Origin of the sequence: Streptomyces humicola (assembly GCF_024436035.1) — a bacterium.
Taxonomy (GTDB): Bacteria; Actinomycetota; Actinomycetes; order Streptomycetales; family Streptomycetaceae; genus Streptantibioticus_B; species Streptantibioticus_B humicola.
In genome coordinates this window covers 33,348-59,111 of sequence record NZ_JANFNG010000023.1, presented here as the reverse complement: position 1 = coordinate 59,111, position 25,764 = coordinate 33,348, and the positions used below count along the sequence as shown (strand labels likewise).

Sequence of the window (25,764 nt, the reverse complement as noted above, 5' to 3'; positions counted from 1 at the left end):
CCTCGATTGACTGGGTGTGAGCCCCGCCATGCGCCTCCGCCGCCCCCTGAGCATCCTCCTCGGCATTCTCGGTGCGGGACTGCTCCAACCGCCGTCCCGGCGGCCGCGGCCCGTGCAGAAGCGCGGCCGCCGCCGGTGGCGGACCCCCGCGGCCCTGTATGCGCTGATCAGCCATCCGCTGCCGCGTGCACTGCTCGGGTGGGACCTGGTACGGCGTGATGTGCGCTGGGTGCCGGTCGCGCCGGGCACCCGCTGCGTCGAGGTCGGCAGCGGCGGCGCCTTCTACACCGCCCGCCTCGCCCGCCACTTGGGCCGCGGCGGGCTGCTGGTCGCCCTCGACCCCGAACCCGCGGGCGTACCCAAGGCGGTGCGCCGGCGGCTGCGCGGCCGTCCCGCCGCGCGCGTCGCGCCGCTGGGCGGCGACGGGCAGCGGCTGCCGCTCGCGGACGAGAGCGTGGACGTGCTCTTCTACGGCTACAGCCTGGAGGAGATGCCCGATCCGCCGGGCGCGCTGGGCGAGGCCCACCGGGTGCTGCGGCCCGGAGGCCACCTCGTGCTCTTCCTCTGGCGGCCGGTGATGCGGGGGCGGCGCCGCATCGCCACCGAGGCGATCGCCGCGGCGCTGTTCGAAGCGCAGTCCGTACGCCGCGGGCCGCAGAACATCCGCGCCCGGTATCGCAAACCCGCGCGGCCCGCCGTGCCGGCGCAGTCACCCGAGGCCGAGAAGGCGGGTACCGCGTGGGCGACACCGTTCTGACCGCCCACGAGCTGCGGGCCTCGTACCGGGGACGGCAGGTGCTGCGCGGAGTGCGCTTCGACGTCGAGGCCGGGAGCCTGGTGGGAGTGGTGGGTGAGAACGGCGCGGGCAAGTCCACGCTGCTGCGGATCCTCGCGGGTCGTCAGCGCCCCGACGGCGGATCCGTGGTCCGTCGAGCCACGCTCGGCTACTGCTCGCAGCAACCCGTGCTCAATCCCTCCCTCACCGTCGACCAGCACCTGCGCTACTTCCAGCTCGCCTACCGGCTCCCCGGCCTCGACCGCGCCCTGGCGCTCCTCGACCGGTTCGCCTTCACCGACCGGCTCGGCTCACGCGTGCGGACCCTCAGCGGAGGAACCCGGCAGAAACTCCATCTCGTGCTCGCCCTGATGCACAACCCCGGTCTGCTGCTCCTCGACGAGCCGTACCAGGGCTTCGACTGGGAGACCTACCTGCGGTTCTGGCGGCTCGCCGACGAGTTGCGTGCTCAGGGCACCGCCGTCCTCGTCGTCTCGCACCTGGTCTTCGACCGTAGCCGCCTCGACCGGATCCACCACCTCGCCGACGGGACGCTGCACGAGGCGGAGCCCGAGGCGCCCAGCTCCCGGCGGGAGCTCGCCCGGTGATGCGCCCCTACCGGCTGGCCACCCGGTACGCGCTCGCCGAGCAGGCCGGCAACCGCTTCGCTCTCACTCTCGTCGCCGCCTTCGTGCCGCTCTGGGTGGCGCTGATGGACTGGGTCGTCCCGCATACGGCGGTCGCCTTCCACTACCGCGCGGGCGATCGGACGCTCGGCGTCGACGGGCAGCATCTGTCGCTGCTCACCGGAGCCCTCAACGCGGTCACCCTGATCGTCGGGTTCATGATGTTTTCCGCGGCCCGCCGCTGCGCGCCCTTCGAACGCCGCCTGATCCACTGCGGGTTCCCGGCCAGGTCGCTGCTGGCCGCCAAGCTCACCATGCTCACCGTCGTCGCCTTCCTCACCACCGCCTACACCACCGCGCTGGTGAGGATGTTCTGGACGCCGGAGCAGTTGCTGCCGCTCGGCCTCAGCCTGCTCGCCGCGGCCTTCGCCTACGGCGGGCTCGGGATCCTCGTCGCGGTCGCCCTTCCCGGCCAGTTGGAGGGGATGTTCGTGATCGTCATGACCAGTCTCGTCGACACCACCATCCAGAACCCGATGGGCAATCCGGCAGCGGACAAGAGCGTGCTGCGCTACTTCCCGGCCTACGGGCCCATGCAGTCCGCCGTGGGCGCGGGGTTCACCCGGCACACCCCGTGGCCGTACACCGCACTCGCCGCGGCCTGGCTCGCCGGCACGGCGCTGGTCGGTCTGACCGTGCTCCACCTGCGGACGAGAAGCAGATACCCGATGGCGCCGGCACCGGCTCAGGCCCGCAGCGTTCCGGAGGCGACGGCCCGCGCCCAGCGGTAGTCCGCCTTGCCGCTCGGCGAGCGCTGGATGTGCTCGGTGACCACCAGGGTGCGCGGGATCTTGTATCCGGCGAGCCTGGTGCGGCAGTGCGCCTGTATCTGTTCCAGGGTGGGCGGCTCGGCCCCGTCGCGCGGCTGGACGACGGCGGCGACACGGTTGCCCCAGGTGTCGTCGGGGACGCCGGCGACCAGTGCGTCGTACACGTCAGGGTGGGCCTTGAGCGCCTCCTCGACCTCCTCCGGATAGACCTTCTCGCCGCCGGTGTTGATGCACTGCGAGCCGCGGCCGAGCACGGTGACGATGCCGTCGGCGTCCACGGTCGCCATGTCGCCGAGCAGCACCCACCGCTCGCCGTCCTCGCTGCGGAAGAAGGTCTCAGCGGTCTTCTTCGGGTCGTTGTAGTAGCCGAGCGGTACGTGCCCGCGCTGGGCGAGCCGGCCCACCTGGCCCGGCGCCACCGGGTCGTATGTCGCCGGATCGACCACCGCCGTCCGGGAGTTGACCCGCAGGCGGAATCCCCTGCCGGGTCCGGAGTCGTCCGTCGCGGTGCCGTTGAAACCGGACTCGGACGAGCCGAAGTTGTTGAGCAGCATCACGTTCGGGATCAGCTGCTGCACGTGGTCGCGCACCGTCTGCGAGAGGACCGCGCCGGAGCTGGAGATCGAGAACAACGATGAGCAGTCGACGCCCTTCAACGCGCCTGCCAGCGCGTCCGCGAGCGGCCGCAGCATTGCGTCGCCGACGAGCGAGATGCTGGTCACGCGCTCGCGCTCGACGGTGCGCAGCACCTCCTCCGGGACGTACTTGCAGTGCAGGACGACCTTCTGGCCGAAGAAGAAGCCGATGAACGCGGTGAGCATGGAGGTGCCGTGCATCAGCGGCGCGGTGGGGAAGAAGACGATGCCCTCACCGCCCGCCGCGACGCGTTCGGCGAGCTCCTCGGGGCGCTTGACCGGCTCGCCGGTCGGCGCGCCGCCGCCGAGACCGGAGAAGAACAGGTCCTCGGCCCGCCACATCACCCCCTTCGGCATGCCGGTGGTCCCACCCGTGTAGATGACGATCTGGTCGTCGGGCGAGCGCGGCCCGAAGTCGCGCTCGTCGGACGCCGACGCCGCGGCGTCCGCGAAGTCGACGGGAGCCGGCGCGGGCGCGGCGCCCCCGGGCGGCGGCGCGCCGACGCGCAGCAGATGGCGCAGCGTCGGTGCCTGCGGTGCCGCGGCGGCGACGCGTTCGCTGAACTCCGCGTCGTAGACGAGGGCGACGAGCTCCGCGTCGCGGTAGAGGTACACCAGTTCGTCTTGCACATAGCGGTAGTTGACGTTGACCGGGACGGCGCGGATCTTCAGACAGGCGAGCGCGGTCTGCAGGTATTCGACGCAGTTGTAGAGGTGCAGGCCGACATGGTCGCCCGAACGGATGCCGTTCGCCGCCAGGTGGTGGGCGATGCGGTTGGCGGCCGCGTCGAGCTCCGCGTAGGTGAGCCGGCGCTCCGTGCCCGTGCCGGGGTGGTCGATGTGGACCAGCGCCTCACGGTCCGGAACCGTGTCGACGATCGACTCGAAGAGGTCGGCAAGGTTGTATTCCACAGCTCATCAGCTCCCCTGCGCTCGTGGTTCCGGCCCGCCTCCGCGTGGCGGCCATTAGAACCCCCGGCGCGCGAGGTGGGAAGAGCCACCAGCGAGCCAATCTGACTCATAGTCAGAAAACTATTGAACTTGACCTGCGCCTACTGCAACCTGTTCTAGGTCTGGACGGCCCGACCGGAGGAGACGAGGCGCGATGGGCGGCACCGAACACCTCACCGTGGAGCGCGTGGGCGCGACGCTCGTACTGACCCTCAACCGGCCGGAGGCCAAGAACGCCCTGTCGCTGCCCATGCTGGTGGGACTGTACGACGGCTGGACCGAGGCGGACGAGGACGACTCCATACGCTCCGTCGTCCTCACCGGGGCGGGCGGCACCTTCTGCGCCGGGATGGACCTCAAGGCTCTCGCCGGAGGAGGACGCCTCGACGGCGACCCCCACCGCGACCGCCTCAAGGCCGACCCGGATCTGCACTGGAAGGCGATGCTGCGCCACCACCGCCCGCGCAAACCGGTGATCGCGGCCGTCGAGGGGCACTGCGTCGCGGGCGGCACCGAGATGCTGCAGGGCACCGACATCCGCATCGCGGCCGAGAGCGCCGTCTTCGGCCTGTACGAGGTACGGCGCGGGCTCTTCCCCATCGGCGGGTCGACCGTGCGCCTCGCCCGGCAGATCCCGCGCACCCATGCGCTGGAGATGCTGCTCACCGGCCGTCCGTACACGGCGGCGGAGGCGGAGCGGATCGGCCTGATCGGGCATGTCGTCCCGGACGGCCAGGCGCTGGCGAAGGCCCTGGAGACCGCCGAGCTGGTCAACGCCAACGGCCCGCTCGCGGTCGAGGCGGTCAAGGTGTCCGTCTACGAGACCGCCGAACTGACCGAGACCGAGGGGCTGGAGCGCGAACTGGAGCGCGGCTGGCCGGTCTTCGACACGGCAGACGCCAAGGAGGGCTCCAGAGCCTTCGCGGAGAAGCGGCCCCCGGTCTTCCGCCGCGCCTGATGAGAGGAGGGCATACGCCCATGCCGGACGTCCTGAGTGCCCCGCTGGTCGTCGAGTTCCCGTTCACCCGTTCCCTCGGGCCGGTGCAGAGCGCATTCCTGACCGGGCTGCGTGAACGCAGCGTGCTGGGAGTCCGCACGGCCGACGGACGGGTGCTCGTACCACCCGCCGAATACGACCCGGTGACCGCCGAGGAGATCCGCGAACTCGTCGAGGTCGGTACCGCCGGCACCGTCACCGCCTGGGCCTGGAACCCGCAACCGCGTCCCTGTCAGCCACTGGACCGGGCGTTCGCCTGGGTGCTGGTCCGGCTGGACGGCGCCGACACCGCCCTGCTGCACGCGCTGGACGCGCCCGGCGGTGCGCAGAGCGTGCGCACCGGGATGCGGGTGCGCATCCGCTGGGCGCTGGAACGGGAAGGCGCCATCACCGACATCGCGTGCTTCGAGCCGGACGACGATGGCCCGACGACGCATGAAGCGCGGCCGCACAGCGGTGAGTTCGCCGATCCGGTGACCGGCATCACCGCCCCCGCCCGGCTCGACTACACCTACTTCCCGGGCCGCGCGCAGTCCCGCTACATCACCGCGCTCGCCGGACGGAAGACCATCGGCGAACGCTGCCCCTCCTGCCGCAAGGTCTACGTCCCGCCCCGCGGCGCATGCCCCACCTGCGGGGTCGCCACCGACGAGCAGGTCGAGGTCGGACCGCGCGGCACGGTCACCACCTTCTGCGTCGTCAACATCAAGGCGAAGAACGTGGACATCGAGGTGCCGTACGTCTACGTGCACATCGCGCTCGACGGCGCCGATCTCGCCCTGCACGGCCGCATCGGCGGAATCCCTTACGACCAGGTGCGCATGGGGATGCGCGTGGAACCGGTGTGGACCGAGGGCGGCCGCCATCCGGACCACTACCGCCCCACCGGTGAGCCGGACGCCGACTACGACTCGTACAGGGAGCTGCTATGAGGGACGTTGCGGTCGTCGCGTTCGCGCAGAGCCGGCACACCCGCACCTCGGAGGAGACGTCCGAGGTGGAGATGCTGATGCCGGTGCTGCACGACGCGCTCGGACAGGTCGGGCTGACCACCTCCGAGATCGACTTCACCTGTTCGGGATCGTGCGACTATCTCGCCGGCCGTGCCTTCTCGTTCACCATGGCGCTCGACGGCGTCGGTGCCTGGCCGCCCATCTCCGAATCCCACGTCGAGACGGACGGGGCGTGGGCGCTCTACGAGGCATGGGTGAAGATCCTGACCGGCGAGGCGGAGACGGCACTCGTCTACTCCTACGGGAAGTCCTCGCCGGGCGAACTGCGGGACGTCCTCAGCCGCCAGCTCGACCCGTACTACGTCGCGCCCCTGTGGCCGGACTCGGTCTCACTGGCGGCGCTCCAAGCGCAGGCGCTCATCGACGCGGGCCACACCGACGAACGCCGGCTCGCCGGCATCGCCGCACGCAGCAGAGGCTCCGCGCAGGACAACCCGCATGCGCAGCTCGCGAGTTCACCGCCGACGGCCGAACTCCTCACCGCCGACTATGTCGTCCAGCCGCTGCGGCGCCACGACTGCCCGCCGGTGGGCGACGGCGCTGCCGCCGTCGTACTCGCCGCAGGCGACACCGCCCGCCGGCTGTGCCCGCACCCTGCGTGGATCCGCGGTATGGACCACCGCACCGAGCCGCACGGCCTGGGCGTGCGCGACCTCACCGACTCGCCGTCCACCCGGCTGGCGGCGGAGCGGGCCGGAGCCTTCGACGCCCCCGTCGATACCGCCGAGCTCCACGCGCCCTTCACCTCCCAGGAGGTGGTGCTGCGCAAGGCACTGCGCCTCGGCGACGAGGTGGACGTCAACCCGTCGGGCGGTGCGCTCGCCGCCAACCCCGTGATGGCCGCGGGGCTGATCCGCATCGGCGAGGCCGCCGCGTGCATCCACCGCGGCGCGTCACGCAGGGCGCTCGCCCACGCGACCTCGGGCCCGTGCCTGCAACAGAACCTGGTGGCCGTCCTGGAGGGGGATCGGTGATGGTGAAGGAGCCGGTGGCCGTCGTCGGGATCGGCCAGACCAAGCACGTAGCGGCCCGGCGGGACGTGTCCATCGCGGGCCTGGTGAGGGAGGCGGCGGTACGCGCCCTGGACGACGCGCAGTTGACGTGGGCCGACATCGACGCCGTGGTCATCGGCAAGGCGCCCGATTTCTTCGAGGGCGTGATGATGCCGGAGCTGTATCTCGCCGATGCGCTCGGGGCGGTGGGCAAGCCGATGCTGCGGGTGCACACCGCAGGCTCGGTCGGCGGCTCCACGGCGCTGGTCGCCTGCAACCTCGTCGCCGCCCGCGTCCATCGCACGGTGCTCACCCTCGCCTTCGAGAAGCAGTCCGAGTCCAACGCCATGTGGGGTCTGTCGCTGCCCATTCCGTTCCAGCAGCCGCTGCTCGCCGGGGCGGGCGGCTTCTTCGCCCCGCATGTGCGCGCCTACATGCGCCGCAGCGGCGCACCAGACACCATCGGATCGCTGGTCGCCTACAAGGACCGGCGCAACGCGCTGAAGAACCCGTACGCCCATCTGCACGAGAAGGACATCACGCTGGAGAAGGTGCAGTCCTCGCCGATGCTGTGGGACCCGATCCGCTACTCCGAGACCTGTCCCTCCTCCGACGGCGCCTGCGCCATGGTGCTCACCGACGCCGTCGGCGCGCGCCGTGCACCCCGCCGGCCGGCATGGGTGCTCGGCGGGGCGATGCGCAGTGAGCCCACGATGTTCGCCGGCAAGGACTATGTATCGCCGCGGGCGGGAAAGGAGTGCGCCGCCGACGTCTTCCTCCAGTCGGGGATCACCGATCCGCGACGCGAGATCGACGCCGTCGAGATGTACGTGCCGTTCTCCTGGTACGAGCCCATGTGGCTGGAGAACCTCGGCTTCGCGGCAGAGGGCGAGGGCTGGAAGCTCACCGAGTCCGGCGTGACGGAGATCGGGGGAGATCTGCCCGTCAATCCCTCGGGTGGTGTGCTGTCCACCAATCCCATCGGGGCATCCGGGATGATCCGTTTCGCCGAGGCGGCGATGCAGGTGCGCGGCCAGGCCGGGGAACATCAGGTGGACGGCGCGCGCCGCGCGCTGGGGCATGCGTACGGGGGAGGATCCCAGTTCTTCTCGATGTGGGTGGTGGGTGCCGAGCGGCCCACGAGCTGATGGTTTGCGACTGGATCCAATCCGTTTCCGACCGTGGACGATCAGCTGGGCACTCGCCCTGTTCGGCGCCGCTCACCGTGGATACGCTGGTCGGGTGGGCACCGACGGGAGGAGAACGGACGTGGCCGAAGGCACCGCCCCGCAGCGTATGGTGAGCGAGCCGAAACCGCAGCTGGACCTCGACGCCGCACAGTGGCAGTCGAGCGGTCAGGGTACGGGTGACGTCGAGATCGCCTTCGTCGAGGGCTACATCGCCATGCGTCACGGCCGCAATCCGGAGGGACCCGCGCTGGTCTTCACTCCGGCGGAATGGCGCGCTTTCGTACTCGGCGCACGCGACGGCGAGTTCGACCTCATCTGAGGCCTGCCTGAGGCACCTGCGCCGGTCGGGCCGCCTCCGTGTCGGACCTCGTCGGCAGGGACACGTACGATGGCCGCATGTCCTTCCTCCGTCGTCGCAGCGCCGCCACGCCCGCAGGGCCGGACTTCGATGTCCTGGCCATGGATCCGGGCGACTGGCCGGGCAACCTCGGTGCCGGCCTGCTTCCCGGGCCCGACGGCAGCTGTCAGGGGATCTTCCTGCGGTACGACCTGTTCGGCGGCCGCGGGCCCGCCATGCTCATCGGCAATCTGCCGCAGGGCTCACCCGCCCGTGAGCCGGGCGAAGGACACGTCCCGTTCGAGGTGGCCCAGCTGCTCGTGGCGCTCGGCAACGACGAGCCCGTGCACGAGGTGGAGCGCGAGGACATCCCCGTGATGCACGGCGACAGTCTCCTCATCGTGCGGCGGATCAAGGTCAGCGAGGAGCGCATCTCCTGCGCCCAGTTCGACCGCGACGACGGGGTGCAGGTCACCATCGCCACCTGGGACCGGCCGATCACCGACGACCTGTACCAGCTGCTCAAGCCGCTCCCGGCGACGATGTTCCAGCAGGGCTGACCCGGTCAGTGCCGCGGGACGGCGCCACGGTCACGTCGTTCACCTTGACGAACGCCACCCGGTGGCCGAACTGGATCTCGTAGTACCGCTGCTTGCCGCGCACCACTTTGTGCCGCGCGGGATCGAAGGACTTCGCGGAGAAGTACTCGCCCCGCTCCACGCCGCCGATCACATACGACTGCCCGGCGGGCATGGCGTACGGCAGCGGAGTGACCGGCTGGGCGCGGACGCCGCGCGGGTAGGCCGACCGCTCCGGATACGCCATGCCGTAGACCGGGACCGAGCGCACGCCCGGCCTGGGCCTGGCCACCCAGCCCTGCGCGTCGACCGCCGCCGGGTCGTCCCACGGGTTGTAGAACCAGGCCTTCTGGCCGAGGTACCAGATCGCCGTCCAGTCGCCGTCCCGACCGGCGACCGCGTACTGCTGGCCGGTCGAGGCACGGGCGCCCACATCGTTGAGGCCCTCCGTGCTCGGGCCGTCGCCGTGCAGGCCCACGTCGTCGACGAGCGGGGCGTCCTGTCTCGGCTCGGTGTACAGACGCACCGCGTCCGAGCCGTGCGGCGAGCACGGCTTGCCGGGCTCGCCGCAGCCGGTGTAACGGGGCTCGTTGTCCTCGTACGACGGATCGATGGTCACCTCGCCGCCGTCAGCGTCCGCGGTCGCGCGGAAGGGCGCCCCCAGGAGCTCGAAGTAGTGTGCCCAGTCCCAGTAGGGGCCGGGGTCGGTGTGCTGGGCCTTGATCCCGGCCGTGTTCATGCCGGGCACGTTGTCGTGGCCGAGGATGTGCTGCCGGTCGAGCGGGATGTCGTACTTGTGCGCCAGGTACCGCACCAGTCGAGCCGAGGCGCGGTACATCTCCTCCGTGTACCAGGCGTCGGGATCGGCGAGGAAGCCCTCGTGCTCGACACCGATGGACTTGGCGTTGACGTACCAGTTGCCTGCGTGCCAGCCGACGTCCTTGGTGTGCATGTGCTCGGCGATGTGGCCGTCGATGGAGCGCACGGTGAAGTGCCAGCCCAGGTACTTCGGGTTCTGCACCAGCCGCATGGTGGTGTCCCACGTGGACTCGGTGTCGTGGATGACGATGTAGTCGATCGTCTCGTCGGAGGGCCGGTCGGCGACGTCGTAGTCGCCGTAGTCCTTCCGCGCCCGGCCGTACTTCTCGTACGGTGCCGGAACCCACTCGCAGGCGACGCTGCTCGGGCATTCGGTGCCGGAGGACTCGGCGGCCCGCAGCCCCATCGTCGCCGTCTGGGCGGTGAGCGGCTTGACCCGAGGCTCGGGCGCGAGGGTGACCCGTTCCCCGGTGTCCGTGACGCGCGACTCGCCGTCCCTGATCGCCTGGAAGACGTCGGCCGCGAAGTCGGCGGCGGTGGAGGCGTCGTCGGCGCCCGAGTAGCGGGCGACCGCGCCGAACCACTGGCCGGGATCGTCGCTGACCGGCTGCTTGAGCTCACGCTGCGCGGCGGCGAGCAGCGCGGCGCCTCCCGCGATGTTCTCGGCAGGATCCTCGCGGATCTGCTCGTTGCCGATGCCGGTGAGGGCGGCAGCCTGGTCGGCGGTCTGCAGGGCCGCGGGAATCGCCCGCAGCTCCGGGATCCTCACGGTGGAGGGGATGGTCATCGGGCGGGAACCGTCGCCGCGCGGGTCGCCGAGCGCGTCACCGTCGGTCTTCCACACCGACTGCTCGATCGCGGTCTGCGCGTCGGTGAGGTGCATGGGGCCATAGCCGCCGCTCACGCTCGGCCGCCCTTTGTGCGTGTCCCAGCGCGATTCCATGTACGCCACACCGAGCAGCACGCTCTCCGGGACGTGGTAGCGGCGGGCAGCCGCCGCGAACGCGGCCTGCAGCGCTCCGGGTTCCCGCGGCCGGGCGTGGGCCGGTGAGGCAGCCGCGGCGCACACGGGAAGCAACGCGGCGGCAGCGGCCGTGGCGGTGACCGCTCGCAGCGGGGACCGCCGGGACGCTGATGCCTGGGATGCGACTGGCCGGATGCCGGATGCTCGCAAGACAGCCTCCTCGTGCGGGCCGGACCCGTCCGGGCCGGATCCCAGACGTACCGTTCATCCGACGGTCGGTCAATGACCAACCCGTCCGGCCCACATGGCATGTCGTCCAACCGTCATACGCCCCGTCATCTTCCCTGTCATCGGCATGTCAACGCCCGTACCGGGGAGCCACCCGGCACGGGCGTCGGGGCCTGAGGGGGCGCGGGGAGGACGGTCAGCGGGTGCCCACCGCCGCCCGCACGGCCCGGCGCGCCATTCCGCAGTCGTCGTGCAGGCGTCGCAGCAGCAGCCGCTGCTCCTCGCCCGTCTCGGCCGTCCCCGAAGCGGCAGGGCCGCCGGCGTGCAGGGAGCGTTGCAGGGCCGATTCGAAGGTGCGGATCTCACGCGTCAGCACGAGCATGAGGTTCACCAGGAACGCGTCGCGCGAGGTCGGGCCGGCCGTCTGGGCCATCTGGCTGATCTGCCGCCGCGACACGGGGTCGTCGCCGAGGACGGACCACAGCACGGCGAGGTCGTACCCAGGCAGATACCACCCCGCGTGCTCCCAGTCGACGAGCACCGGCCCGGCGGGGGAGAGCAGCACGTTCTGCAGCAGCGCGTCGCCGTGGCAGAACTGCCCCTGGGCGTGGGCGAGACCGTGCAGCAGCTTCTGCAGATCGCCCAGATCCCGGTCGGTAAGGAGCCCCAGTTCGTGGTAGCGGGAGATCCGCGCCGGATAGTCGACCGGGGCGTCGAAGACCCCGGCCGGCGGACGCCACAGATTGATGCGGCAGAACGCCCCGAGCGCCGCCCGCACATCGCTGCGCGGTGGTGCCTCGGAAGGGTGCCGGTGCACCGCTGCCACGCGTCCTGGCATGCGTTCCACCACGAGCGTGCAGCTCTCCGGATCGGCCGCGATGAGCCGCGGTACGCGCACCGGAGGGCGGTGTCGGACGAACGCCCGGTATGCCGCTATTTCGTGACGGAACCGCTCGGCCCAGGCGGACGAGTGGTCGATCAGGCACTTCGCGACGGCCGGGCTGCGGCCCGCCGTGCCGACCAGCAGCACCGACCGGCTGCTGCGGCGCAGCACCTGGGCCGGGGTGAACTCGGGGCAGATCCGCTGCACGGAGGCGATCGCCGACCGCAGTTGGGCGCCCTGGGGGCCGGTCAGGTCGAGCCTGCCGCTGAGCGGATGGGAGGTGCCCGCGGGGACGCTGCGCGACCGCCCGATGGCGCGGCCCGCACCGGCCGCGTGGGAGGGGTCCAGGTACGGCTCGGCGGACACCGGACGGGGGCGCGGGGCGAGGCCGGTGCCGCGGAAGGCGGCCGGCCGGGTCGGGGCGGACACGGAGGACGATGCTGAGTACATGAGGTGGTAACAGATCCCTTCGTGTGCCTGGTAAAGCGCTTCTGGCTCGTGCAGGACTCGTTCAGGGGCGGCGCACGCCACCGTCGCATCCGGTGAACCGGCAGCCGCACCCTGGGGAATGCGGCTGCCGGACCCGGATCCCGATCCGGGCCCCGGCCGGGCCCCGGCCGGGCCCCGGCCTGGCCCCGGCCGGGATCCGGCCTGGCCCCGGCCGGGATCCGGCCGGGATCTCGGGGTGAGATCCCGGCGTGAGATTCCGGAGGGGGGCCCGGGCGGGGCGGGGTGGCGCGTTCCTACATCACACCCGTCGATGGGTGGCAGACCATGTGGCGGACCCTGGCGAACCATGGCGAATGCTCGCGACCGCCTCTGGGGGCCATTAATGTCAACTGTGCCGAGGAACCTGGGGGCTTGATGACCAAGGAAGCCAACACCCGTCTCGCGGACCTGTTCGGCCTCACCGGATGGTCCAAGGGGGAGCTCGCGAGGATGGTCAACAGGCAGGCGGCGGCCATGGGCCACCCGCAGCTGTCGACCGACACCTCACGGGTACGCCGTTGGATCGAGACCGGCGAGACGCCGCGCGATCCCGTGCCGAAGGTGCTGGCGGCCCTGTTCACCGAGCGCCTCGGCCGTGTCGTGACCATCGAGGATCTCGGGTTCGACCGGCAACGGCGTACGGGAAGAAAAGCCGTGAGCAATCCTGACGGCCTGCCCTGGGCACCGGAGCGAACTGCCGCGGTCCTCACCGAATTCACGGGAATGGACCTCATGCTCAACCGACGCGGTCTTGTGGGCGCGGGTGCCGCGCTCGCCGCCGGCTCCGCACTCAGCAGCGCCATGTACGACTGGTTGCACACCGACCCGGCTCTCGCGGCCGACGCCCCCCAACTCGACAATCCTCTGCATCCCGCATCATCCGCCGTCGCCGCCGGGTACGACCGCTACGAGGCCGCGCCCGTGGGCTCGGAGGAGATCGAAGCGCTGGAGCGCTCGGTCGAGGTCTTCCGCGCCTGGGACGCCTCGCGCGGCGGCGGACTCCAGCGCAAGGCCGTGGTCGGCCAGCTCAACGAGGTGGGAGGGATGCTCTCCTACCGCCATCCGCCGCACCTGCAACGGCGGTTGTGGGGCGTGGCCGCCAATCTGGCGGTGCTCGCCGGGTGGATGTCCCACGACGTGGGCCTCGAACCCACCGCCCAGAAGTACTTCGTGATCGCCGCGCATGCGGCCCGGGAGGGCGGTGACCGCCCGCGCGCCGGCGAAGCGCTCTCGCGTGCCGCACGTCAGATGGTCCATCTCGGCCGTCCCGACGACGCCCTCGATCTGATGAACCTCGCCCAGTCGGGCTCGGGTGACGAGACATTGCCGCGCACACGCGCGATGCTGCAGACCATCGAGGCCTGGGCGCAGGCGTCCATGGGGCGCGGCCAGGCGATGCGGCGCACCCTCGGCCAGGCCGAGGACCTGTTCGTCTCCGACAAGCGCGATGTGCCGTCCCCGAGTTGGATGCAGAACTTCGACGAGGCCGACTTCCACGGCATGCAGGCGCTCGCGTACCGCATGCTGGCCGAGCACGACCCCGCGGCGGCGTCGCCGGCGCAGCAGCACGCCCAGCGGGCGCTGGATCTGCGGCGCGCCGGACACGACCGTTCGAAGATCTTCGACCACATCTCGATGGCGTCGGCGTGCTTCATCGCCGACGATCCCGAGCAGGGGGACCGCTATGCCCGGCTTGCTCTGTTGAGCATCGGCCAGAACTCGTCCCATCGCACCTGGGACCGGCTGCGTGAGATGTACCGGCTGACCGGCCGGTATGCGCAGTACAGCCAGATCCAGGACCTGCGGGACGAGATCCGCATCGCCTTGCCGACCAAAATCGAACCGAAGGGCGGGAGTGCCGCGGTGTGAGGTCGCAGCGCCGTCAATTCGCCATTGCCGTCAAATCACCATCGCCGACCGTTGTCGCTTCGTCGCTTCGGTCGATTCATGAGACGCGGGCGATCAGCACGCAGGCGTCGCGCTCGCGCTCGGGCGTGTCGAGCTCCTCGACGACGACACGCACGCAGTCCTGGGCGCTACGGCACTCGGCGAACCGCGTCGCGAGCCCGAGCAGTCGCGTGGTGTCCCCGTCCGCCGCGCCGACCGGGTCGGCGAGCGAGGCGCGCCTCGGTGCGATGCCGTCCGTGTGGAGCACGAGGAGGTCGCCGGGCAGCAGCTGCGCCCTGGCCTGCCCGTACGCGGCGCCGGACGTCGCGCCGAGCAGCACGCCCTCCGGCGCGTCGAGGGCACGCCCCGCCCCGTCGCGGAACAGCAGCGGGGCGGGGTGGCCGGCCTGCGACCAGGTGAGCGCATGCGTCTCAGCCTCGTAGCGGCAGCACAGCGCGCTGCCGAGAGCAGGCTGCGCCGAGCGGTCGAGCAGTTGGTTGAGGGCGTTCATCAGCGGGCCCGGTGCCATGCCGGTGACCGCCATCCCGCGCAGCGCGCCGAGCAGCATCGCCATTCCCGAGGTGGCCGCCACCCCGTGCCCGGTCAGATCGCCGACGGTCAGCAGCGTGGCGCCGTCGGGCAGCTGCATCGCGTCGTACCAGTCGCCGCCGATCAACGCGCCGGTGGCGGAGGGGAAGTAGCGGGCGGCGAGGTCCAGCGCGACGGACCCGCCCTCCAGCGGGAACCGCAGGGGGCCGCGCCACGGGGGAAGCACGGCCTCCTGCAGCTCAACCGCCAGCCGGTGCTCGGCCTGCGCGATCTGCCGCTGCCGTTGCAGCGAGTCACGGGTCTCGCGCAACGTCCGCTGGCTGCGGCGCAGTTCGCTGACGTCTCGCAGTACCGCCCACATCGAGGCGGTCCCGCCGTCGGCGTCGAGCACCGGCTCGCCCACCATGTGCACCGTGCGCACCGAGCCGTCCGGGCGCACGATGCGGAACTCGCCGTCGATCGGCCGCCCGTCGACCAGACAGGCGGTGACCATCGTGGTGAGCGACTGCTGGTCCTCGGCGAAGAGCCAGGACGGGAGCTCGTCCAGGGTCAGCGGCCCGTCCTTCCTGGTGCGGCCGAATATCCGGTACAGCTCGTCGGACCAGGTGACCTCGTCGGTGAGCAGGTTCCACTCCGCGCTGCCCGCGCGGCCGAGCGCCCGTACGCCTGCGGGGCCCGGAGGCAGTTCGGTTCCGGGTTCGTCGGGCGCGTACGCCGGGTACGCGACGCCCTCCTCGGGGGCGAGCTCCTCCTTGAGCTGGCCGAGGTGCTCGCCGAGGTTGTCGAGGTGGTGCACGGCGAGATCGCACAGAGCGCGCTGCCACCGGCGGTGGGGGTCGTCCTCGTCGGCGGACGGGACGACGCGTACGGCGTCCAGCTGCCCGCGCAGTTCCCGTGCTTGGGAGATCAGCGCGTCGACAACGCCGGGATCCGGCGATGGGACAGCGGCATGGTCCGCATGCGGGTGGGACGGCATGACTTCTCCGAACGTGCTTCGACGCGGCGCGAGCGGTAGTTGGGCCAGTCACGACTGTTGCACAGTGAGCGATGGTCCGTAAGGGTTTCCGCAATACCCGATCCGGTGGTGCTTCCGGCATATTCCAGTGGCCGGGTGGCCCAGAAGCGGCGCCGGAATGGTTCATCTCTGGTCATGGCGGTACGGCGTCAACCTGCGTCCGGTGATCGCCTGTGAAGGCGTACTGGCGCGATGGCACCGGTGGATGGGACAAATACCGTGGCCCCCGCACCGCGCCCGGGGGCATCATGGCCCGTGGTGCCGCCCGCGGCGGGTTTGCACCGACCTGCGGATTTTCGTTTGTCGACACCGCACACCTCAAGCGAGGATTGCCCTCATGTTCGACCCGGTCATAGCGCCAAGCGGCACCCTTCTCGGCCTCCTCCAGAGAGGACGCGGAGACGGGACCCTGCATGCCCTCGCGGAGCAGCGGGGCGAGGCCCTCGCCGCGCTGGAGCAGTGCGTCCTGAGCGATCCCCGCCGAGACTGGCAAGTGGAATCACGCTCGTTGTATTACGCGCGCCTGTACTCCGAGCTCGAAGGCGGGCTCGACGGGATCGAACAGCATCTCTTCCACGCCGACGACCTTCTCGACGACGACGAGCAGCGCACCGGGCTGGCCCTGTCCGTCCTCGGCCACCTCGCCGGATACGGCCGCCGCGACGCGCTGCGGCTGCTGCGCGACTACGCCGCCAAGGGCGCCAACTGGGCCTGGGCCCTGGACGAGCTCGCGCTCCGTGACGACGACGAGGGGCTCCGCTCACTCGCCCCCGCCGTGCTCGCGCGCTTCCCGTGCACGCCCGAGGGCGACGCCGCGCTGGCGCGTGCGCTGCGCGAGGCGTACGAAAGGCGGCCGTGGCGGCTGTGGGCCGAGGACCCGGTGCACGGCGATCGGGTGCGCGCCGCAGAAGAACGGCACGCCTTCGACCGCTGGCAGCGGCAACTGCGTCCGGCGGGCCCGGCTCCCGGCTGGAGCGTGCACGACGTCCTCGACTGGGCCCAGCAGGGACTCGACGCCTACCCCGCGCAGCACCGTGACGCGCCCGCCGCACGCTGCCTGGCGGCGGTCGCGGGACCCGAACACCGCCAGGAGCTGCTCGCCGCGGCCAAGGGAGGGCCCGAGGCTGCACGCGCCGCCGCGCTGCGCTTCCTCGCCGACCGCCAGGACGGGCAGGTGCTCGACCTGATCGAAGCGGCGGCCTACGGCTCGCCCGTCGTCTCACGGGCCGCTCTGGAGTCCCTCGCGCGCATGCGCGGCGCCGCGGCCCTGGAGCGCGCCCGAGCATGGGCCGCACGCGAGGACGCGCTCGGCGCCGCCGCCGCCCGTGTGCTGGCCGTCCGCGGCGAGGCCGGGGACGCGGGGCGGGTGCTCGCCGCGCTGCGCCGCCTGGTCCGCGCCTCGGGCGCCGACGCGGAGGGCCTTGCCGTTCTGGTCGAGGGGATCGGGCGGCTCGGCATCGGCTGTGCGGCGCCCGTTCTGCGCCATATTTACCGCGAGACATCCTCGTCGCATGTGCGCGGGTGTGCGGCGAGGGCGCTCGCCGTGACGGATCCGTCCTTTGCGGAGGGGTTCGCCATCGAGTGCCTGTGGGACTGCGAGGAGGCCACGCGCGAGCTCGCGGCGCGGCGCGCGGCGACGGGTGATGTCCGCGTGCTCGCCCAGCTGCGCAGGCTCGCCGCCGATCCGGCGGAGGAGGCCGAGGTCCAGACCGCGGTCCGCGGCAGGCTGGGCGCGAGGCCCACGCGGTAGCCCGCGGGGTGCCGCAACCGCACCTGCGACCGCAGCCGCGGCACAGGCGGGGACAGAAGCTCACGCAACGTTTCCCGGGGGGAAAGGTCGTCGTGGCCCTGTCATCTTCGGCGGCGCCGAAAACCGCAGTATGCGAGTCGCACTCGTCACCGAATCCTTTCCGCCCGATGTCAATGGGGTCGCCCACTGCGCGCTGCGCACCGCCGAGCATCTCGCACGGCGGGGCTGCGCACCGTTGGTGATCGCTCCGGCCGGCGCGGCACGCGATCGCGCCGCCGAAGGCGCCGACGCCGACGCGCCCTGTCCCGTGGTCCGTGTCCCTTCCCTGCCTCTGCCCGGTTACCGGCAGGTGCGAGTCGCGCTTCCGGGGCGGCGTGTCGCCACCGCCATCGCGTCACACCGCGCCGATCTCGTCCATCTCGCCAGCCCGTTCGTCATCGGGGCCCACGGCGTCACCGCCGCCGGTCGCCTGGGGCTGCCGGCCGTCGCCGTCTACCAGACCGATCTGGGCGGTTACGCCCGCACCTACCTGGGGCTCGGCGAGGCCGCGGCCTGGCACCGGCTGCGTACGCTGCACTCGGCTGCCGACCGCACCCTCGCCCCGTCGACGGCCTCCGCCGCCGATCTGGAGCGGCACGGCATACCGCGCGTCCACCTGTGGCCGCGTGGCGTCGACGCCGTACGGTTCGACCCCACACGCCGGGACGAGGCGCTGCGCCGCACCCTCGCGCCGGGCGGTGAACTCCTCGTCGGATACGTCGGCCGTCTCGCACCGGAAAAGCGCGTCGAACTGCTCGCCGCAACCGCCCGGCTGCCAGGCGTCCGGCTGGTGGTGGTCGGGGACGGGCCCAGCGACTCCGCACTGCGGCACGCACTGCCGCAGGCACTCTTCCTCGGCCGCCGGACCGGCCTCGAACTCGCCCGCATCTACGCCTCGTTGGACCTCTTCGTGCACACCGGGCCCCTGGAGACCTTCTGCCAGACCGTGCAGGAGGCGATGGCCAGCGGACTGCCGGTGATCGCTCCCGCCTCGGGCGGTCCGCTCGACCTCGTCGACCACGGCAGGACCGGGCTGCTGGTGCCGCCGGGGGACGCGGACGCACTCAGGGACGCAGTCGCCCGGCTCGTCCAGGACCCCGCGCTGCGCGCTTCGTACGGCGCGGCGGGCCGTTCGGCCGTCGAGGGCCGCACCTGGGAGGCCGTCGGCGACCTGCTGCTCGGCCATTACGAGCAGGTGCTCGGCGGAGTCGGGGGAGCCGAACGGCGGAACCGCAGGAGCGTGGCAGCATGACAGCGACACGTGCCGAGGGGGCGCTGCGCATCGTCCGGCTCGCCAACTTCGTCACACCCGTCTCGGGGGGCCTGCGCACCGCGCTCCACCACCTCGGGGCCGGCTACCGCGAGGCCGGGCACGAGCCCGTGCTGATCGTCCCCGGACCGAGGCAGCTGGACGAAGACACGGAACAGGGCCGGGTGATCACCCTGCCCGGTCCCGTCGTCCCCGGCACCGGCGGATACCGGGTGCTCGCCGACCGCCGCGCCGTGACCGCGGTACTGGAGATGCTGGACCCGGACCGCATCGAGGTCTCCGACCGCACGACCCTGCGCTGGACGGGGGAGTGGGCACGGCGGCGCCGGGTGCCGTCCGTGATGGTCTCGCACGAGAGCGTCGACGGGGTGCTGCGCATGTGCGGGATACCGCAGCGCCCCGCCCGCCGGGCCGCCGACCTGCTCAACACCCGTACCGCTCGGGCGTACTCACGCATTGTCTGCACCACGGCGTGGGCCGCGGCCGAGTTCGAACGCATCGGCGCGCGCAACGTCGTGCACGCGCCGCTCGGCGTGGACCTGGAGTCGTGCGCACCGCCCCCGGAGGAGGACGCCGCCCGCACCAGGCTCTGGTATGCGCGGCCCGACCAGATACTGCTCGCCGTCTGCACCCGGCTGTCGGTGGAGAAACAGCCCGGCCGAGCCCTGGACACGCTCGCCGAACTGCGGGCCCGGGGCCACGACGCGGTCCTGGTGGTCGCCGGCGCGGGGCCGCTCCGCGTCCGCCTCGAACGACGTGCCCGGCAGGACGGGCTGCCCGTGAGGTTCCTCGGCCACGTCGCCGACAAGGACGCCCTGCATGCGCTGATGGCCTGTGCGGACGTGGTCCTCGCTCCCGGCCCGGTGGAGACCTTCGGGCTCTCCGCGCTCGAAGCGCTGGCCTGCGGCACGCCGGTGGTGGTGAGCGCATCGTCGGCGCTTCCCGCGGTGATCGGTCCGGCCGGTGCGGCTGCCGCCGACGACGCCGGCTGCTTCGCCGATGCCGTCGGATCGCTGCTCGCGCGCCCCGAGTCGGCCCGGCGCGCGGTCGCGCGTGCGCATGCCGAGCGCTACGGGTGGCGCAATGCCGTCACCGCGTTCCTCGCCGCGCTTGACGCGGCCCCGGTCGCCGCGGATCTGCCATGACGGTCCGTCACGCCCACTATGAGGAACGCCCCGAACAGAGCGGGCCGGAGACGATCCGCTTCGCCGCGCTCGGCGACTCGCTCACCGAGGGGCTCGGCGATCCCGTGCCCGGCGCGCCGGGAGGGTGGCGCGGCTGGGCGGCGCTGCTCACGGAGGGGCTTGTCGCTCCGCCCGGCGCGGCGCTGCTGATCAACTGTTCGCGCAGCGGCGCGCTGTCGGGCGACGTCGCCGGTGAACAGCTGGAGCAGGCACGGCGCCACCGCCCGCACCTGGCCTCTGTCATCATCGGGGCCAATGACACGCTGCGGGGTTCGTACGACATCGCCGCCGTCGCCGCACGGCTCGACACCGTGCTGGGCACGCTGCGCGCGGACGGGACCGTACCACTCACCGCATGCCTGCCCGATCCGGGCCGTATGCTCGGCCTGCCCTGGCCGCTGGCCCGGCCGCTCGGCCGGCGGATGCGGGCCCTCAACCACGTCGTGCACGCCCTGTCCGCCCGCCATGGCGCAATCCATCTGCACGCCGCCGACCATCCGTGGGTCGCCGACCGTGCGGCGTGGAGCGCCGACCGGTTGCACCCCAGCGAGCTCGGACACCGGCTGCTCGCCCGGGAGTTCCATGCCCTGCTCGCCGCACGGGGGCTCGCCACCGGTGAGCCGCCGCGAACGGTCCCGGACGGTCCGGGGCCCGGACCGGCGGCGAGCGTGTGGTGGATGGCGACGCGCGGCACCCGCTGGGTCGTCGACCGCTGCCGCGACCTGCTCCCGGATCTACTGCGGCTCGCTGCCGCCGAGTGCCGTCACCGTGCGGCCGGTTCCGACGCCGCACTCGACCTGGCCGTGCACCGCGCGACGGTACGCGCCCTCGCCGCGCTGCCGGTTCCCCGGGCCGAGCAGGCGCCACCGGCCGAGGAGGTCAGGACGGCATGACGGCTCCGGCGCCGGGGACGGTGCGGACGGGCTGAGCCACCGCCCCCCGCCGCAGAGGCACGAACCGCACGGGCGTTCCGGGCCGGGCCTGGGCGGCCGCGGCCAGCCGATCCTCCGGTACCACGCCGATGACGGGGTAGCCGCCCGTCGTCGGATGGTCGGCGAGGAAGACGACGGGACGGCCGTCCGGCGGGACCTGCACGGCGCCGAGGACCATCCCTTCGCTGGGCAGTTCACCGCTGCGCGCACGCGGCAGGGCGGGCCCCTCGGTGCGCAGGCCGATCCGGTTGCTCGCCGGGGCCACCCGGTACGCACCGATGGCAAGGGTGCGCAGGGCGTCCTTGGCGAACCAGTCGTCGCGCGGGCCCGGCACGACAGGCAGGACCAGTTCCCTCGGCACGCCCGGCGACGCCACCGTGTCGACCGCGGCCGCGGGTCCGCAGGGCCGGCCCAGCGGCAGCGTGTCACCTTCGCGCAACGGCGCCGGGCCGAGGCCGGAGAGCAGGTCGCGGGAGCGGCTGCCGAGCACGGGCGCCACGCCGACGCCGCCGTCGAACGCCACGTAGCTGCGCACTCCGTGGGTGGCGGCGCCGAGTTCGAGCACCGCACCGCGTTCCACCCGTACGGGAGCACCCCACGCGGCCGGACGCCCGTCGACGCGGACCGGGCACGGCGCTCCGGTCACCGCCGCGGTGAGCGCGCAACCCGCGCGGACGGCGAGGCCGGCCAAAGTCGTCTCGAGCGTCGCGGCATGGTCCGGATTGCCCACCAGACGGTTGGCGAGCCGGTGCGCGGGCAGGTCGAGCGCTCCGGCGCGCGGCACCCCGAGATGCCGGTGGCCGCGGCGTCCCAGGTCCTGGACGGTCGTCAGTGCCCCGGCCCGTACGACGTCGACATGTCGCACGGTCACCGGGCCGCCCTGCGGAATCTGACACGGGCCCCGGGGGCCAGCAGCGCAGCCGGTTCCCGCGACGGATCCCACAACACCGCGTCCGTGCTGCCGATCAACTGCCAGCCACCGGGGGAGGACCGCGGGTAGACACCCGCATACGGCCCGGCGAGGGCCACCGATCCCGCGGGTACGCAGGTGCGCGGCGTGGCCCGCCGGGGCAGGCGCAGATGCCCGGGCAGGCCCGTCAAGTAGCCGAAGCCGGGGGCGAATCCGCAGAACGCCACCCGGAAGACGATCTCCTCGAAGAGACCGGGGAGTTCGCCCGGGGCGATGCCCCACACCTGTGCCACCTCGTCGAGGTCCGGCCCGTCGAAACGCATCCGGATCACGCGCTCGGGCCCGTCCTCGGCCCGCGGGCGCGGGATCGTCCAGTGCGGCAGTTCTGCGGCGAGCGCCTGCGGGTCGTCGAGGCCGTCCACCAGGACGGTGCGTGCCGCGGGAACGATGTCGTCCACCCCTGGCAGCGCGCCCACCGCACGGCGGCGCAGCAGTTCGCCGTGGAGCGCGGCGACCTCCTCGGACGTCTCCACCTCGACGAGCAGGGCGCGCCGGCCCACGGGCACGGCCCGCATCCCCGCCGGGAGCACCGCGGTGGTCCCCGCTCCCGTTCCCGTTCCCGTTCCCGCTCCCGTTCCCGTCTCCGTCACGCGAACGCCTCCAGGACCACGCCCGCGGCCTCCAGTTCGCGGCGCACCCGGCCGGCGAGCCGTGCCGCGCCCGGTGTGTCCCCGTGCAGGCACAGCGACCGGGCGCGCACGGCGATGCGCTCCCCGCCGGCGGCCGTGACCGATCCGTCCGTGGCGATCAGCACCGACCGCGCCACCGCCGTGTCCGGGTCGTGGACCACAGCGCCCGGCTGATCGCGGGGCACGAGCCTGCCGTCACTGGTGTACGCACGGTCGGCGAACGCCTCGGGGACGGCGAACAATCCGGCCTTCTCGGCGGCCTTGAGCAGCTGGGAGCCGGGCAGTCCGAGGACGGGCAGCGCCCCGCCCGCGAGCAGCACCCCGTCGACGACCGCGGCGGCCTGCTGCTCGTCCCTGACGGTGCGGTTGTACAGCGCGCCGTGCGGTTTGACGTACGCCACGCGTGCGCCGGCTGCGCGGGCGAAGACGTCCAAGGCCCCGATCTGGTAGGCGACTTCGGTGGCGAGCTCCTCGGGTGGCACGTCCATCGCCCGCCGGCCGAAGCCGAGCAGGTCGCGGTAGGAGACCTGGGCGCCGATGCGCACCCCGTTCTCGACGGCCCGGTCGCAGACGCGGCGCATGGTGGCGGGATCGCCTGCATGAAAGCCGCAGGCGACGTTGGCACTGGTGACGACGGAGAGCAGGGCCTCGTCGTCGGTGAGCGTCCAGCGGCCGAACCCCTCGCCGAGATCGGCGTTGAGATCGATGGCCGGTCCGGCTGTGGTCATGCCTCGGCCTCCGTCATGCGGTCTGTGATCATTACGCGGGCGTCCTCGAGATAGGTGGTCAACTCGTGCTCCGCCCGTCGGCGTTCGCCTCGTGACAGCAGCTCGGACAGCTCGCGGTTGCGGTGCAGGAAGGGCTCGTGGAACGGGCGCGGCGAGGGCATGACGGCGAAGGCGAGACGCAGTTCGGTGAGCACGCCGGTGAGGGCGGCGTCGACCCGCTCGCTCCCGGTGAGGGCGCCGATCGCCCGGTGGAACCGGAGGTCGGCGTTGCCCACCGCGGTCCAGTCGCCGGCCTCGGCCGCGGCCTCACCGTCGGCGACGGCAGCGGCGACGGCCTGCACAGCGCCGGGCGACGGCGGATCCGCCCGTACGCCCGCGGTTTCCAGGGCACGGCGCACCACGTAGATGTCGCTGACGTCGTCCGGCGCGAGGACGCGCACGAACACGCCGCGGTTCATCTCGTGCACCACGAGTCGTTCCTCGGCGAGCATGCGGAACGCCTCGCGCAGCGTGTTGCGGGAGACACCGAGCCGTTCGCCGAGCGACTCCTCGGACAGCCGGTCGCCGGGAAGCAGCGCTCCGGCCGCGATGCGGTCGCGCAGCACACCGGCGACGAGCTGGGCGGCGCTGGCGCGGCCGGGGACCAGCTGTTCGGCCGGTACCCCGCCGAACGGATCGCTGCGTTCGCTGCGTTCCATGACGCTCTTCACCGCTCCTTGCCCTCGTCCCCTTGTGGGATTGTTCAACAATACTCTACCGTCCTCGGCAAGCCCCCTCCGTCCAGGGGTCCCCAGTGTGGAAGGCGGACGCATGCTCACTCTGATCGGCGTCCTCGTGGTGATTGCCGGATTCGCCACGAAGCGGAACCCTTTGCTCGTGGTCGGTGTGGCCGGCGTCGTCACCGGCCTGCTCGGCGGACTGTCACTGCGCGACGTCCTCGCAGCCTTCGGCACGGGATTCGCCGGCAGCCGCTCGGTCACGATCTTCGCCATCACCCTGCCGGTGATCGGCCTGCTCGAACGGCACGGGCTGCAGGAACAGGCCCGTGCATTCATCGGCCGGTTCGCCAAGCTGACCACCGGGCGCTTCCTCACGCTCTACCTGCTGCTGCGTCAGCTGACCGCGGCGGTGGGCCTGCAGAGCGTCGGCGGCCCAGCCCAGACGGTACGTCCGATGGTCGCCCCGATCGCGGAGGGCGCCGCCGAGCGCCGGCATGGCACCCTCCCGGAGCGGGTGTGCGAGCGCGTGCGGTCCTACGCGGCGAGCGCCGACACCGTCGGACTCTTCTTCGGTGAGGACTGCTTCCTCGCGGTCGGCTCGATCCTGCTGATCACCGGATTCGTCAACACCACATACGGCACCCATCTGGAGCCCGTGCGGCTCGCGCTGTGGGCGATCCCCACCGCAGCCTGCGCCTTCGTCATCCACGGCGCCCGGCTGCTGTGCCTGGACCGCGCGCTGGAACGCGAGTCGGCGGCCGTGGGCGCACCACAGGCCCGCCGCTCCGCGGGGGAGGCCGCGTCATGATCAAGGCGGAATGGTTCTATTGGCTGATCGGCGCCGTCTTCCTCACCATGGCCGTGCAGATGCTGCGTGACCGGACCAACCCCAAGCGCCGCGGCACGGCGGCCTTCTGGGGCCTCATCGGCGCCGGCTTCGTCTACAGCACCTTCGTGGTCGACAAGACCGCACCCGCGGAACCGCTCGGCGCCGCCGTCCTGCTGATGGCTGTCCTTGCCGGGTTCGGCTTCACCGGACGCGGCGCGGTGCGCACCGACCACGCCCAGCGCGCCGCATCCGCCGCCCGGCTCGGCAACCGCATCTTCCTACCGGCGCTGACCATTCCGGTCGTGGCGATGCTCTGCGCCGTTGTCGTGAAGGGCTGGCGCATCGGGAGAACGCCCGTGCTCGAACCGGGCAGCGAGACGATCCTCGGCCTCGGCGCGGGCGCCGTGATCGCCCTCGTCGTCGCCATGGTCCTGCTGCGCGAGCGGCGGCCGGCCGAGCCCCTGCACGCCGGCCGCGGGATGCTCGAGGCGATGGGGTGGGCGCTGCTGCTTCCGCAGCTGCTCGCCACGCTCGGCGCCATATTCCAGCAGGCCGGGGTCGGCAGGGCGGTGGGCGGGATCACCTCGCAACTGCTGCCGCACGGGCAGACGTACACCGCCGTGGTCGTGTACTGCCTCGGAATGGCGCTGTTCACCATGATCATGGGCAACGCCTTCGCGGCCTTCCCGGTGATGACGGCAGCGGTCGGCTGGCCTGTGCTGATCCAGCAGGCGCACGGCAACCCCGCGGCCGTCCTCGCCACCGGCATGCTCGCAGGTTTCTGCGGGACGCTGTGCACCCCGATGGCCGCCAATTTCAACATCGTGCCCGCCACGCTGCTCGAACTGAAGGACCAATACGGGCCGATCAAGGCCCAACTGCCCACCGCGGGCGCGCTGCTGGTGTGCACGATGCTCATCATGGCGCTCTTCGCTTTCTGAGTCTTCGTATTCTGA

General features: G+C 72.2%; 24 protein-coding genes. 16 read left to right on the top strand and 8 right to left on the bottom strand.

Going from position 1 to position 25,764, the window contains the following annotated elements:
• Positions 1-28 precede the first annotated feature (28 nt).
• From NGB36_RS24160 to NGB36_RS24150, 3 genes are read left to right on the top strand one after another with little or no spacing between them, the layout of a single operon-like run.
• A complete protein-coding gene (locus NGB36_RS24160; protein WP_255922550.1) occupies positions 29-757 on the top strand; it encodes a class I SAM-dependent methyltransferase in 729 nt (242 codons plus the stop codon).
• A complete protein-coding gene (locus tag NGB36_RS24155) occupies positions 739-1,383 on the top strand; it encodes an ABC transporter ATP-binding protein (RefSeq protein WP_255922548.1) in 645 nt (214 codons plus the stop codon). Before NGB36_RS24160 ends, NGB36_RS24155 begins: the two co-directional genes overlap by 19 nt.
• Positions 1,380-2,192 (top strand): ABC transporter permease, encoded by an 813-nt coding sequence (locus NGB36_RS24150; RefSeq protein ID WP_255922547.1) that lies wholly within the window; start codon positions 1,380-1,382, stop codon positions 2,190-2,192. The genes NGB36_RS24155 and NGB36_RS24150 overlap by 4 nt, the downstream gene beginning before the upstream one ends.
• Here NGB36_RS24150 and NGB36_RS24145 read toward each other — a convergent pair.
• Positions 2,147-3,778 (bottom strand): acyl-CoA synthetase, encoded by a 1,632-nt coding sequence (locus NGB36_RS24145; protein WP_255922546.1) that lies wholly within the window; start codon positions 3,776-3,778, stop codon positions 2,147-2,149. The two genes, NGB36_RS24150 and NGB36_RS24145, sit on opposite strands and share 46 nt — an antisense overlap.
• Before the next feature lie 193 nt (positions 3,779-3,971).
• On the opposite strand from NGB36_RS24145, the gene NGB36_RS24140 reads away from it, so the two are divergent.
• The 6 genes from NGB36_RS24140 to NGB36_RS24110 all read left to right on the top strand — a co-directional run bounded on the left by NGB36_RS24140 (position 3,972) and on the right by NGB36_RS24110 (position 8,906).
• On the top strand, positions 3,972-4,775 hold the full coding sequence (locus tag NGB36_RS24140; protein ID WP_255922545.1) for a crotonase/enoyl-CoA hydratase family protein: 804 nt from the start codon (positions 3,972-3,974) through the stop codon (positions 4,773-4,775).
• Between the two features lie 20 nt (positions 4,776-4,795).
• Positions 4,796-5,746, top strand: a complete 951-nt coding sequence (locus NGB36_RS33205; RefSeq protein WP_269470521.1) for a Zn-ribbon domain-containing OB-fold protein — start codon at positions 4,796-4,798, stop codon at positions 5,744-5,746.
• Positions 5,743-6,801, top strand: a complete 1,059-nt coding sequence (locus NGB36_RS24125; RefSeq protein ID WP_255922544.1) for a thiolase family protein — start codon at positions 5,743-5,745, stop codon at positions 6,799-6,801. Before NGB36_RS33205 ends, NGB36_RS24125 begins: the two co-directional genes overlap by 4 nt.
• Positions 6,801-7,967, top strand: coding sequence for a thiolase family protein (locus NGB36_RS24120; RefSeq protein WP_255922543.1), 1,167 nt, complete (start codon positions 6,801-6,803; stop codon positions 7,965-7,967). The genes NGB36_RS24125 and NGB36_RS24120 overlap by 1 nt, the downstream gene beginning before the upstream one ends.
• Before the next feature lie 148 nt (positions 7,968-8,115).
• Complete coding sequence (locus NGB36_RS24115) at positions 8,116-8,328, top strand: DUF397 domain-containing protein (RefSeq protein ID WP_255922597.1); 213 nt, start codon at positions 8,116-8,118, stop codon at positions 8,326-8,328.
• A 77-nt stretch (positions 8,329-8,405) separates the two neighbouring features.
• The gene (locus NGB36_RS24110; RefSeq protein ID WP_255922542.1) at positions 8,406-8,906 is read left to right on the top strand and encodes a hypothetical protein; all 501 of its coding nucleotides are present in this window, start codon (positions 8,406-8,408) and stop codon (positions 8,904-8,906) included.
• Here the strand turns inward: NGB36_RS24110 and NGB36_RS24105 are convergent.
• Together NGB36_RS24105 and NGB36_RS24100 are read right to left on the bottom strand one after the other, a co-directional pair.
• The gene (locus tag NGB36_RS24105; protein ID WP_269470520.1) at positions 8,869-10,917 is read right to left on the bottom strand and encodes an N-acetylmuramoyl-L-alanine amidase; all 2,049 of its coding nucleotides are present in this window, start codon (positions 10,915-10,917) and stop codon (positions 8,869-8,871) included. The two genes, NGB36_RS24110 and NGB36_RS24105, sit on opposite strands and share 38 nt — an antisense overlap.
• Positions 10,918-11,131: 214 nt before the next feature.
• Entirely contained in the window at positions 11,132-12,268 is a 1,137-nt protein-coding gene (locus tag NGB36_RS24100; protein ID WP_255922595.1) for an aminoglycoside phosphotransferase family protein, read from the bottom strand.
• Positions 12,269-12,682: 414 nt separating this feature from the next.
• Here NGB36_RS24100 and NGB36_RS24095 point away from each other — a divergent pair, with 414 nt between their 5' ends.
• Complete coding sequence (locus tag NGB36_RS24095; protein WP_255922541.1) at positions 12,683-14,176, top strand: DNA-binding protein NsdB; 1,494 nt, start codon at positions 12,683-12,685, stop codon at positions 14,174-14,176.
• A 76-nt stretch (positions 14,177-14,252) separates the two neighbouring features.
• Here NGB36_RS24095 and NGB36_RS24090 read toward each other — a convergent pair whose 3' ends face one another.
• Positions 14,253-15,719 carry a PP2C family protein-serine/threonine phosphatase gene (locus NGB36_RS24090; protein ID WP_255922540.1) on the bottom strand — a complete coding sequence of 489 codons (1,467 nt, stop codon included), beginning with the start codon at positions 15,717-15,719 and terminating at the stop codon, positions 14,253-14,255.
• Positions 15,720-16,095: 376 nt separating this feature from the next.
• Here NGB36_RS24090 and NGB36_RS24085 point away from each other — a divergent pair, with 376 nt between their 5' ends.
• From NGB36_RS24085 to NGB36_RS24070, 4 genes are all read left to right on the top strand, one after another.
• Entirely contained in the window at positions 16,096-17,508 is a 1,413-nt protein-coding gene (locus NGB36_RS24085) for a HEAT repeat domain-containing protein (RefSeq protein ID WP_255922538.1), read from the top strand.
• Positions 17,509-17,638: 130 nt separating this feature from the next.
• The gene (locus NGB36_RS24080) at positions 17,639-18,799 is read left to right on the top strand and encodes a glycosyltransferase family 4 protein (RefSeq protein WP_255922537.1); all 1,161 of its coding nucleotides are present in this window, start codon (positions 17,639-17,641) and stop codon (positions 18,797-18,799) included.
• The gene (locus NGB36_RS24075; protein WP_255922536.1) at positions 18,796-19,962 is read left to right on the top strand and encodes a glycosyltransferase; all 1,167 of its coding nucleotides are present in this window, start codon (positions 18,796-18,798) and stop codon (positions 19,960-19,962) included. Before NGB36_RS24080 ends, NGB36_RS24075 begins: the two co-directional genes overlap by 4 nt.
• On the top strand, positions 19,959-20,894 hold the full coding sequence (locus NGB36_RS24070; protein ID WP_255922535.1) for an SGNH/GDSL hydrolase family protein: 936 nt from the start codon (positions 19,959-19,961) through the stop codon (positions 20,892-20,894). Before NGB36_RS24075 ends, NGB36_RS24070 begins: the two co-directional genes overlap by 4 nt.
• On the opposite strand, the gene NGB36_RS24065 is transcribed toward NGB36_RS24070, so the two are convergent.
• The 4 genes from NGB36_RS24065 to NGB36_RS24050 form a co-directional block, all read right to left on the bottom strand.
• Entirely contained in the window at positions 20,881-21,804 is a 924-nt protein-coding gene (locus tag NGB36_RS24065; protein WP_255922534.1) for a 5-oxoprolinase subunit C family protein, read from the bottom strand. The genes NGB36_RS24070 and NGB36_RS24065 overlap by 14 nt on opposite strands.
• On the bottom strand, positions 21,801-22,418 hold the full coding sequence (locus tag NGB36_RS24060; protein ID WP_255922594.1) for a 5-oxoprolinase subunit B family protein: 618 nt from the start codon (positions 22,416-22,418) through the stop codon (positions 21,801-21,803). Before NGB36_RS24060 ends, NGB36_RS24065 begins: the two co-directional genes overlap by 4 nt.
• 71 nt (positions 22,419-22,489) lie before the next feature.
• Positions 22,490-23,260, bottom strand: coding sequence for a LamB/YcsF family protein (locus NGB36_RS24055; protein ID WP_255922533.1), 771 nt, complete (start codon positions 23,258-23,260; stop codon positions 22,490-22,492).
• A complete protein-coding gene (locus NGB36_RS24050) occupies positions 23,257-23,970 on the bottom strand; it encodes a GntR family transcriptional regulator (protein WP_308288917.1) in 714 nt (237 codons plus the stop codon). The genes NGB36_RS24055 and NGB36_RS24050 overlap by 4 nt, the downstream gene beginning before the upstream one ends.
• A gap of 100 nt (positions 23,971-24,070) precedes the next feature.
• Here NGB36_RS24050 and NGB36_RS24045 point away from each other — a divergent pair, with 100 nt between their 5' ends.
• Both NGB36_RS24045 and NGB36_RS24040 read left to right on the top strand, forming a co-directional pair.
• Positions 24,071-24,787, top strand: coding sequence for a DUF969 domain-containing protein (locus tag NGB36_RS24045; protein WP_255922532.1), 717 nt, complete (start codon positions 24,071-24,073; stop codon positions 24,785-24,787).
• Positions 24,784-25,749 carry a DUF979 domain-containing protein gene (locus NGB36_RS24040; RefSeq protein ID WP_255922531.1) on the top strand — a complete coding sequence of 322 codons (966 nt, stop codon included), beginning with the start codon at positions 24,784-24,786 and terminating at the stop codon, positions 25,747-25,749. Before NGB36_RS24045 ends, NGB36_RS24040 begins: the two co-directional genes overlap by 4 nt.
• Positions 25,750-25,764: the final 15 nt, after the last annotated feature.

Bases quoted from the DNA above. Each gene is read 5' to 3' on its own strand.
- NGB36_RS24115 (WP_255922597.1), top strand. From the start codon at position 8,116: ATGGTGAGCGAGCCGAAACCGCAGCTGGACCTCGACGCCGCACAGTGG.
- NGB36_RS24060 (WP_255922594.1), bottom strand. From the start codon at position 22,418: ATGCGGGCCGTGCCCGTGGGCCGGCGCGCCCTGCTCGTCGAGGTGGAG.
- NGB36_RS24090 (WP_255922540.1), bottom strand. From the start codon at position 15,719: ATGCCGTCCCACCCGCATGCGGACCATGCCGCTGTCCCATCGCCGGAT.
- NGB36_RS24070 (WP_255922535.1), top strand. From the start codon at position 19,959: ATGACGGTCCGTCACGCCCACTATGAGGAACGCCCCGAACAGAGCGGG.
- NGB36_RS33205 (WP_269470521.1), top strand. From the start codon at position 4,796: ATGCCGGACGTCCTGAGTGCCCCGCTGGTCGTCGAGTTCCCGTTCACC.
- NGB36_RS24040 (WP_255922531.1), top strand. From the start codon at position 24,784: ATGATCAAGGCGGAATGGTTCTATTGGCTGATCGGCGCCGTCTTCCTC.
- NGB36_RS24080 (WP_255922537.1), top strand. From the start codon at position 17,639: ATGCGAGTCGCACTCGTCACCGAATCCTTTCCGCCCGATGTCAATGGG.
- NGB36_RS24125 (WP_255922544.1), top strand. From the start codon at position 5,743: ATGAGGGACGTTGCGGTCGTCGCGTTCGCGCAGAGCCGGCACACCCGC.
- NGB36_RS24160 (WP_255922550.1), top strand. From the start codon at position 29: ATGCGCCTCCGCCGCCCCCTGAGCATCCTCCTCGGCATTCTCGGTGCG.
- NGB36_RS24100 (WP_255922595.1), bottom strand. From the start codon at position 12,268: ATGTACTCAGCATCGTCCTCCGTGTCCGCCCCGACCCGGCCGGCCGCC.
- NGB36_RS24055 (WP_255922533.1), bottom strand. From the start codon at position 23,260: ATGACCACAGCCGGACCGGCCATCGATCTCAACGCCGATCTCGGCGAG.
- NGB36_RS24085 (WP_255922538.1), top strand. From the start codon at position 16,096: ATGTTCGACCCGGTCATAGCGCCAAGCGGCACCCTTCTCGGCCTCCTC.
- NGB36_RS24120 (WP_255922543.1), top strand. From the start codon at position 6,801: ATGGTGAAGGAGCCGGTGGCCGTCGTCGGGATCGGCCAGACCAAGCAC.
- NGB36_RS24075 (WP_255922536.1), top strand. From the start codon at position 18,796: ATGACAGCGACACGTGCCGAGGGGGCGCTGCGCATCGTCCGGCTCGCC.
- NGB36_RS24095 (WP_255922541.1), top strand. From the start codon at position 12,683: ATGACCAAGGAAGCCAACACCCGTCTCGCGGACCTGTTCGGCCTCACC.
- NGB36_RS24110 (WP_255922542.1), top strand. From the start codon at position 8,406: ATGTCCTTCCTCCGTCGTCGCAGCGCCGCCACGCCCGCAGGGCCGGAC.
- NGB36_RS24140 (WP_255922545.1), top strand. From the start codon at position 3,972: ATGGGCGGCACCGAACACCTCACCGTGGAGCGCGTGGGCGCGACGCTC.
- NGB36_RS24045 (WP_255922532.1), top strand. From the start codon at position 24,071: ATGCTCACTCTGATCGGCGTCCTCGTGGTGATTGCCGGATTCGCCACG.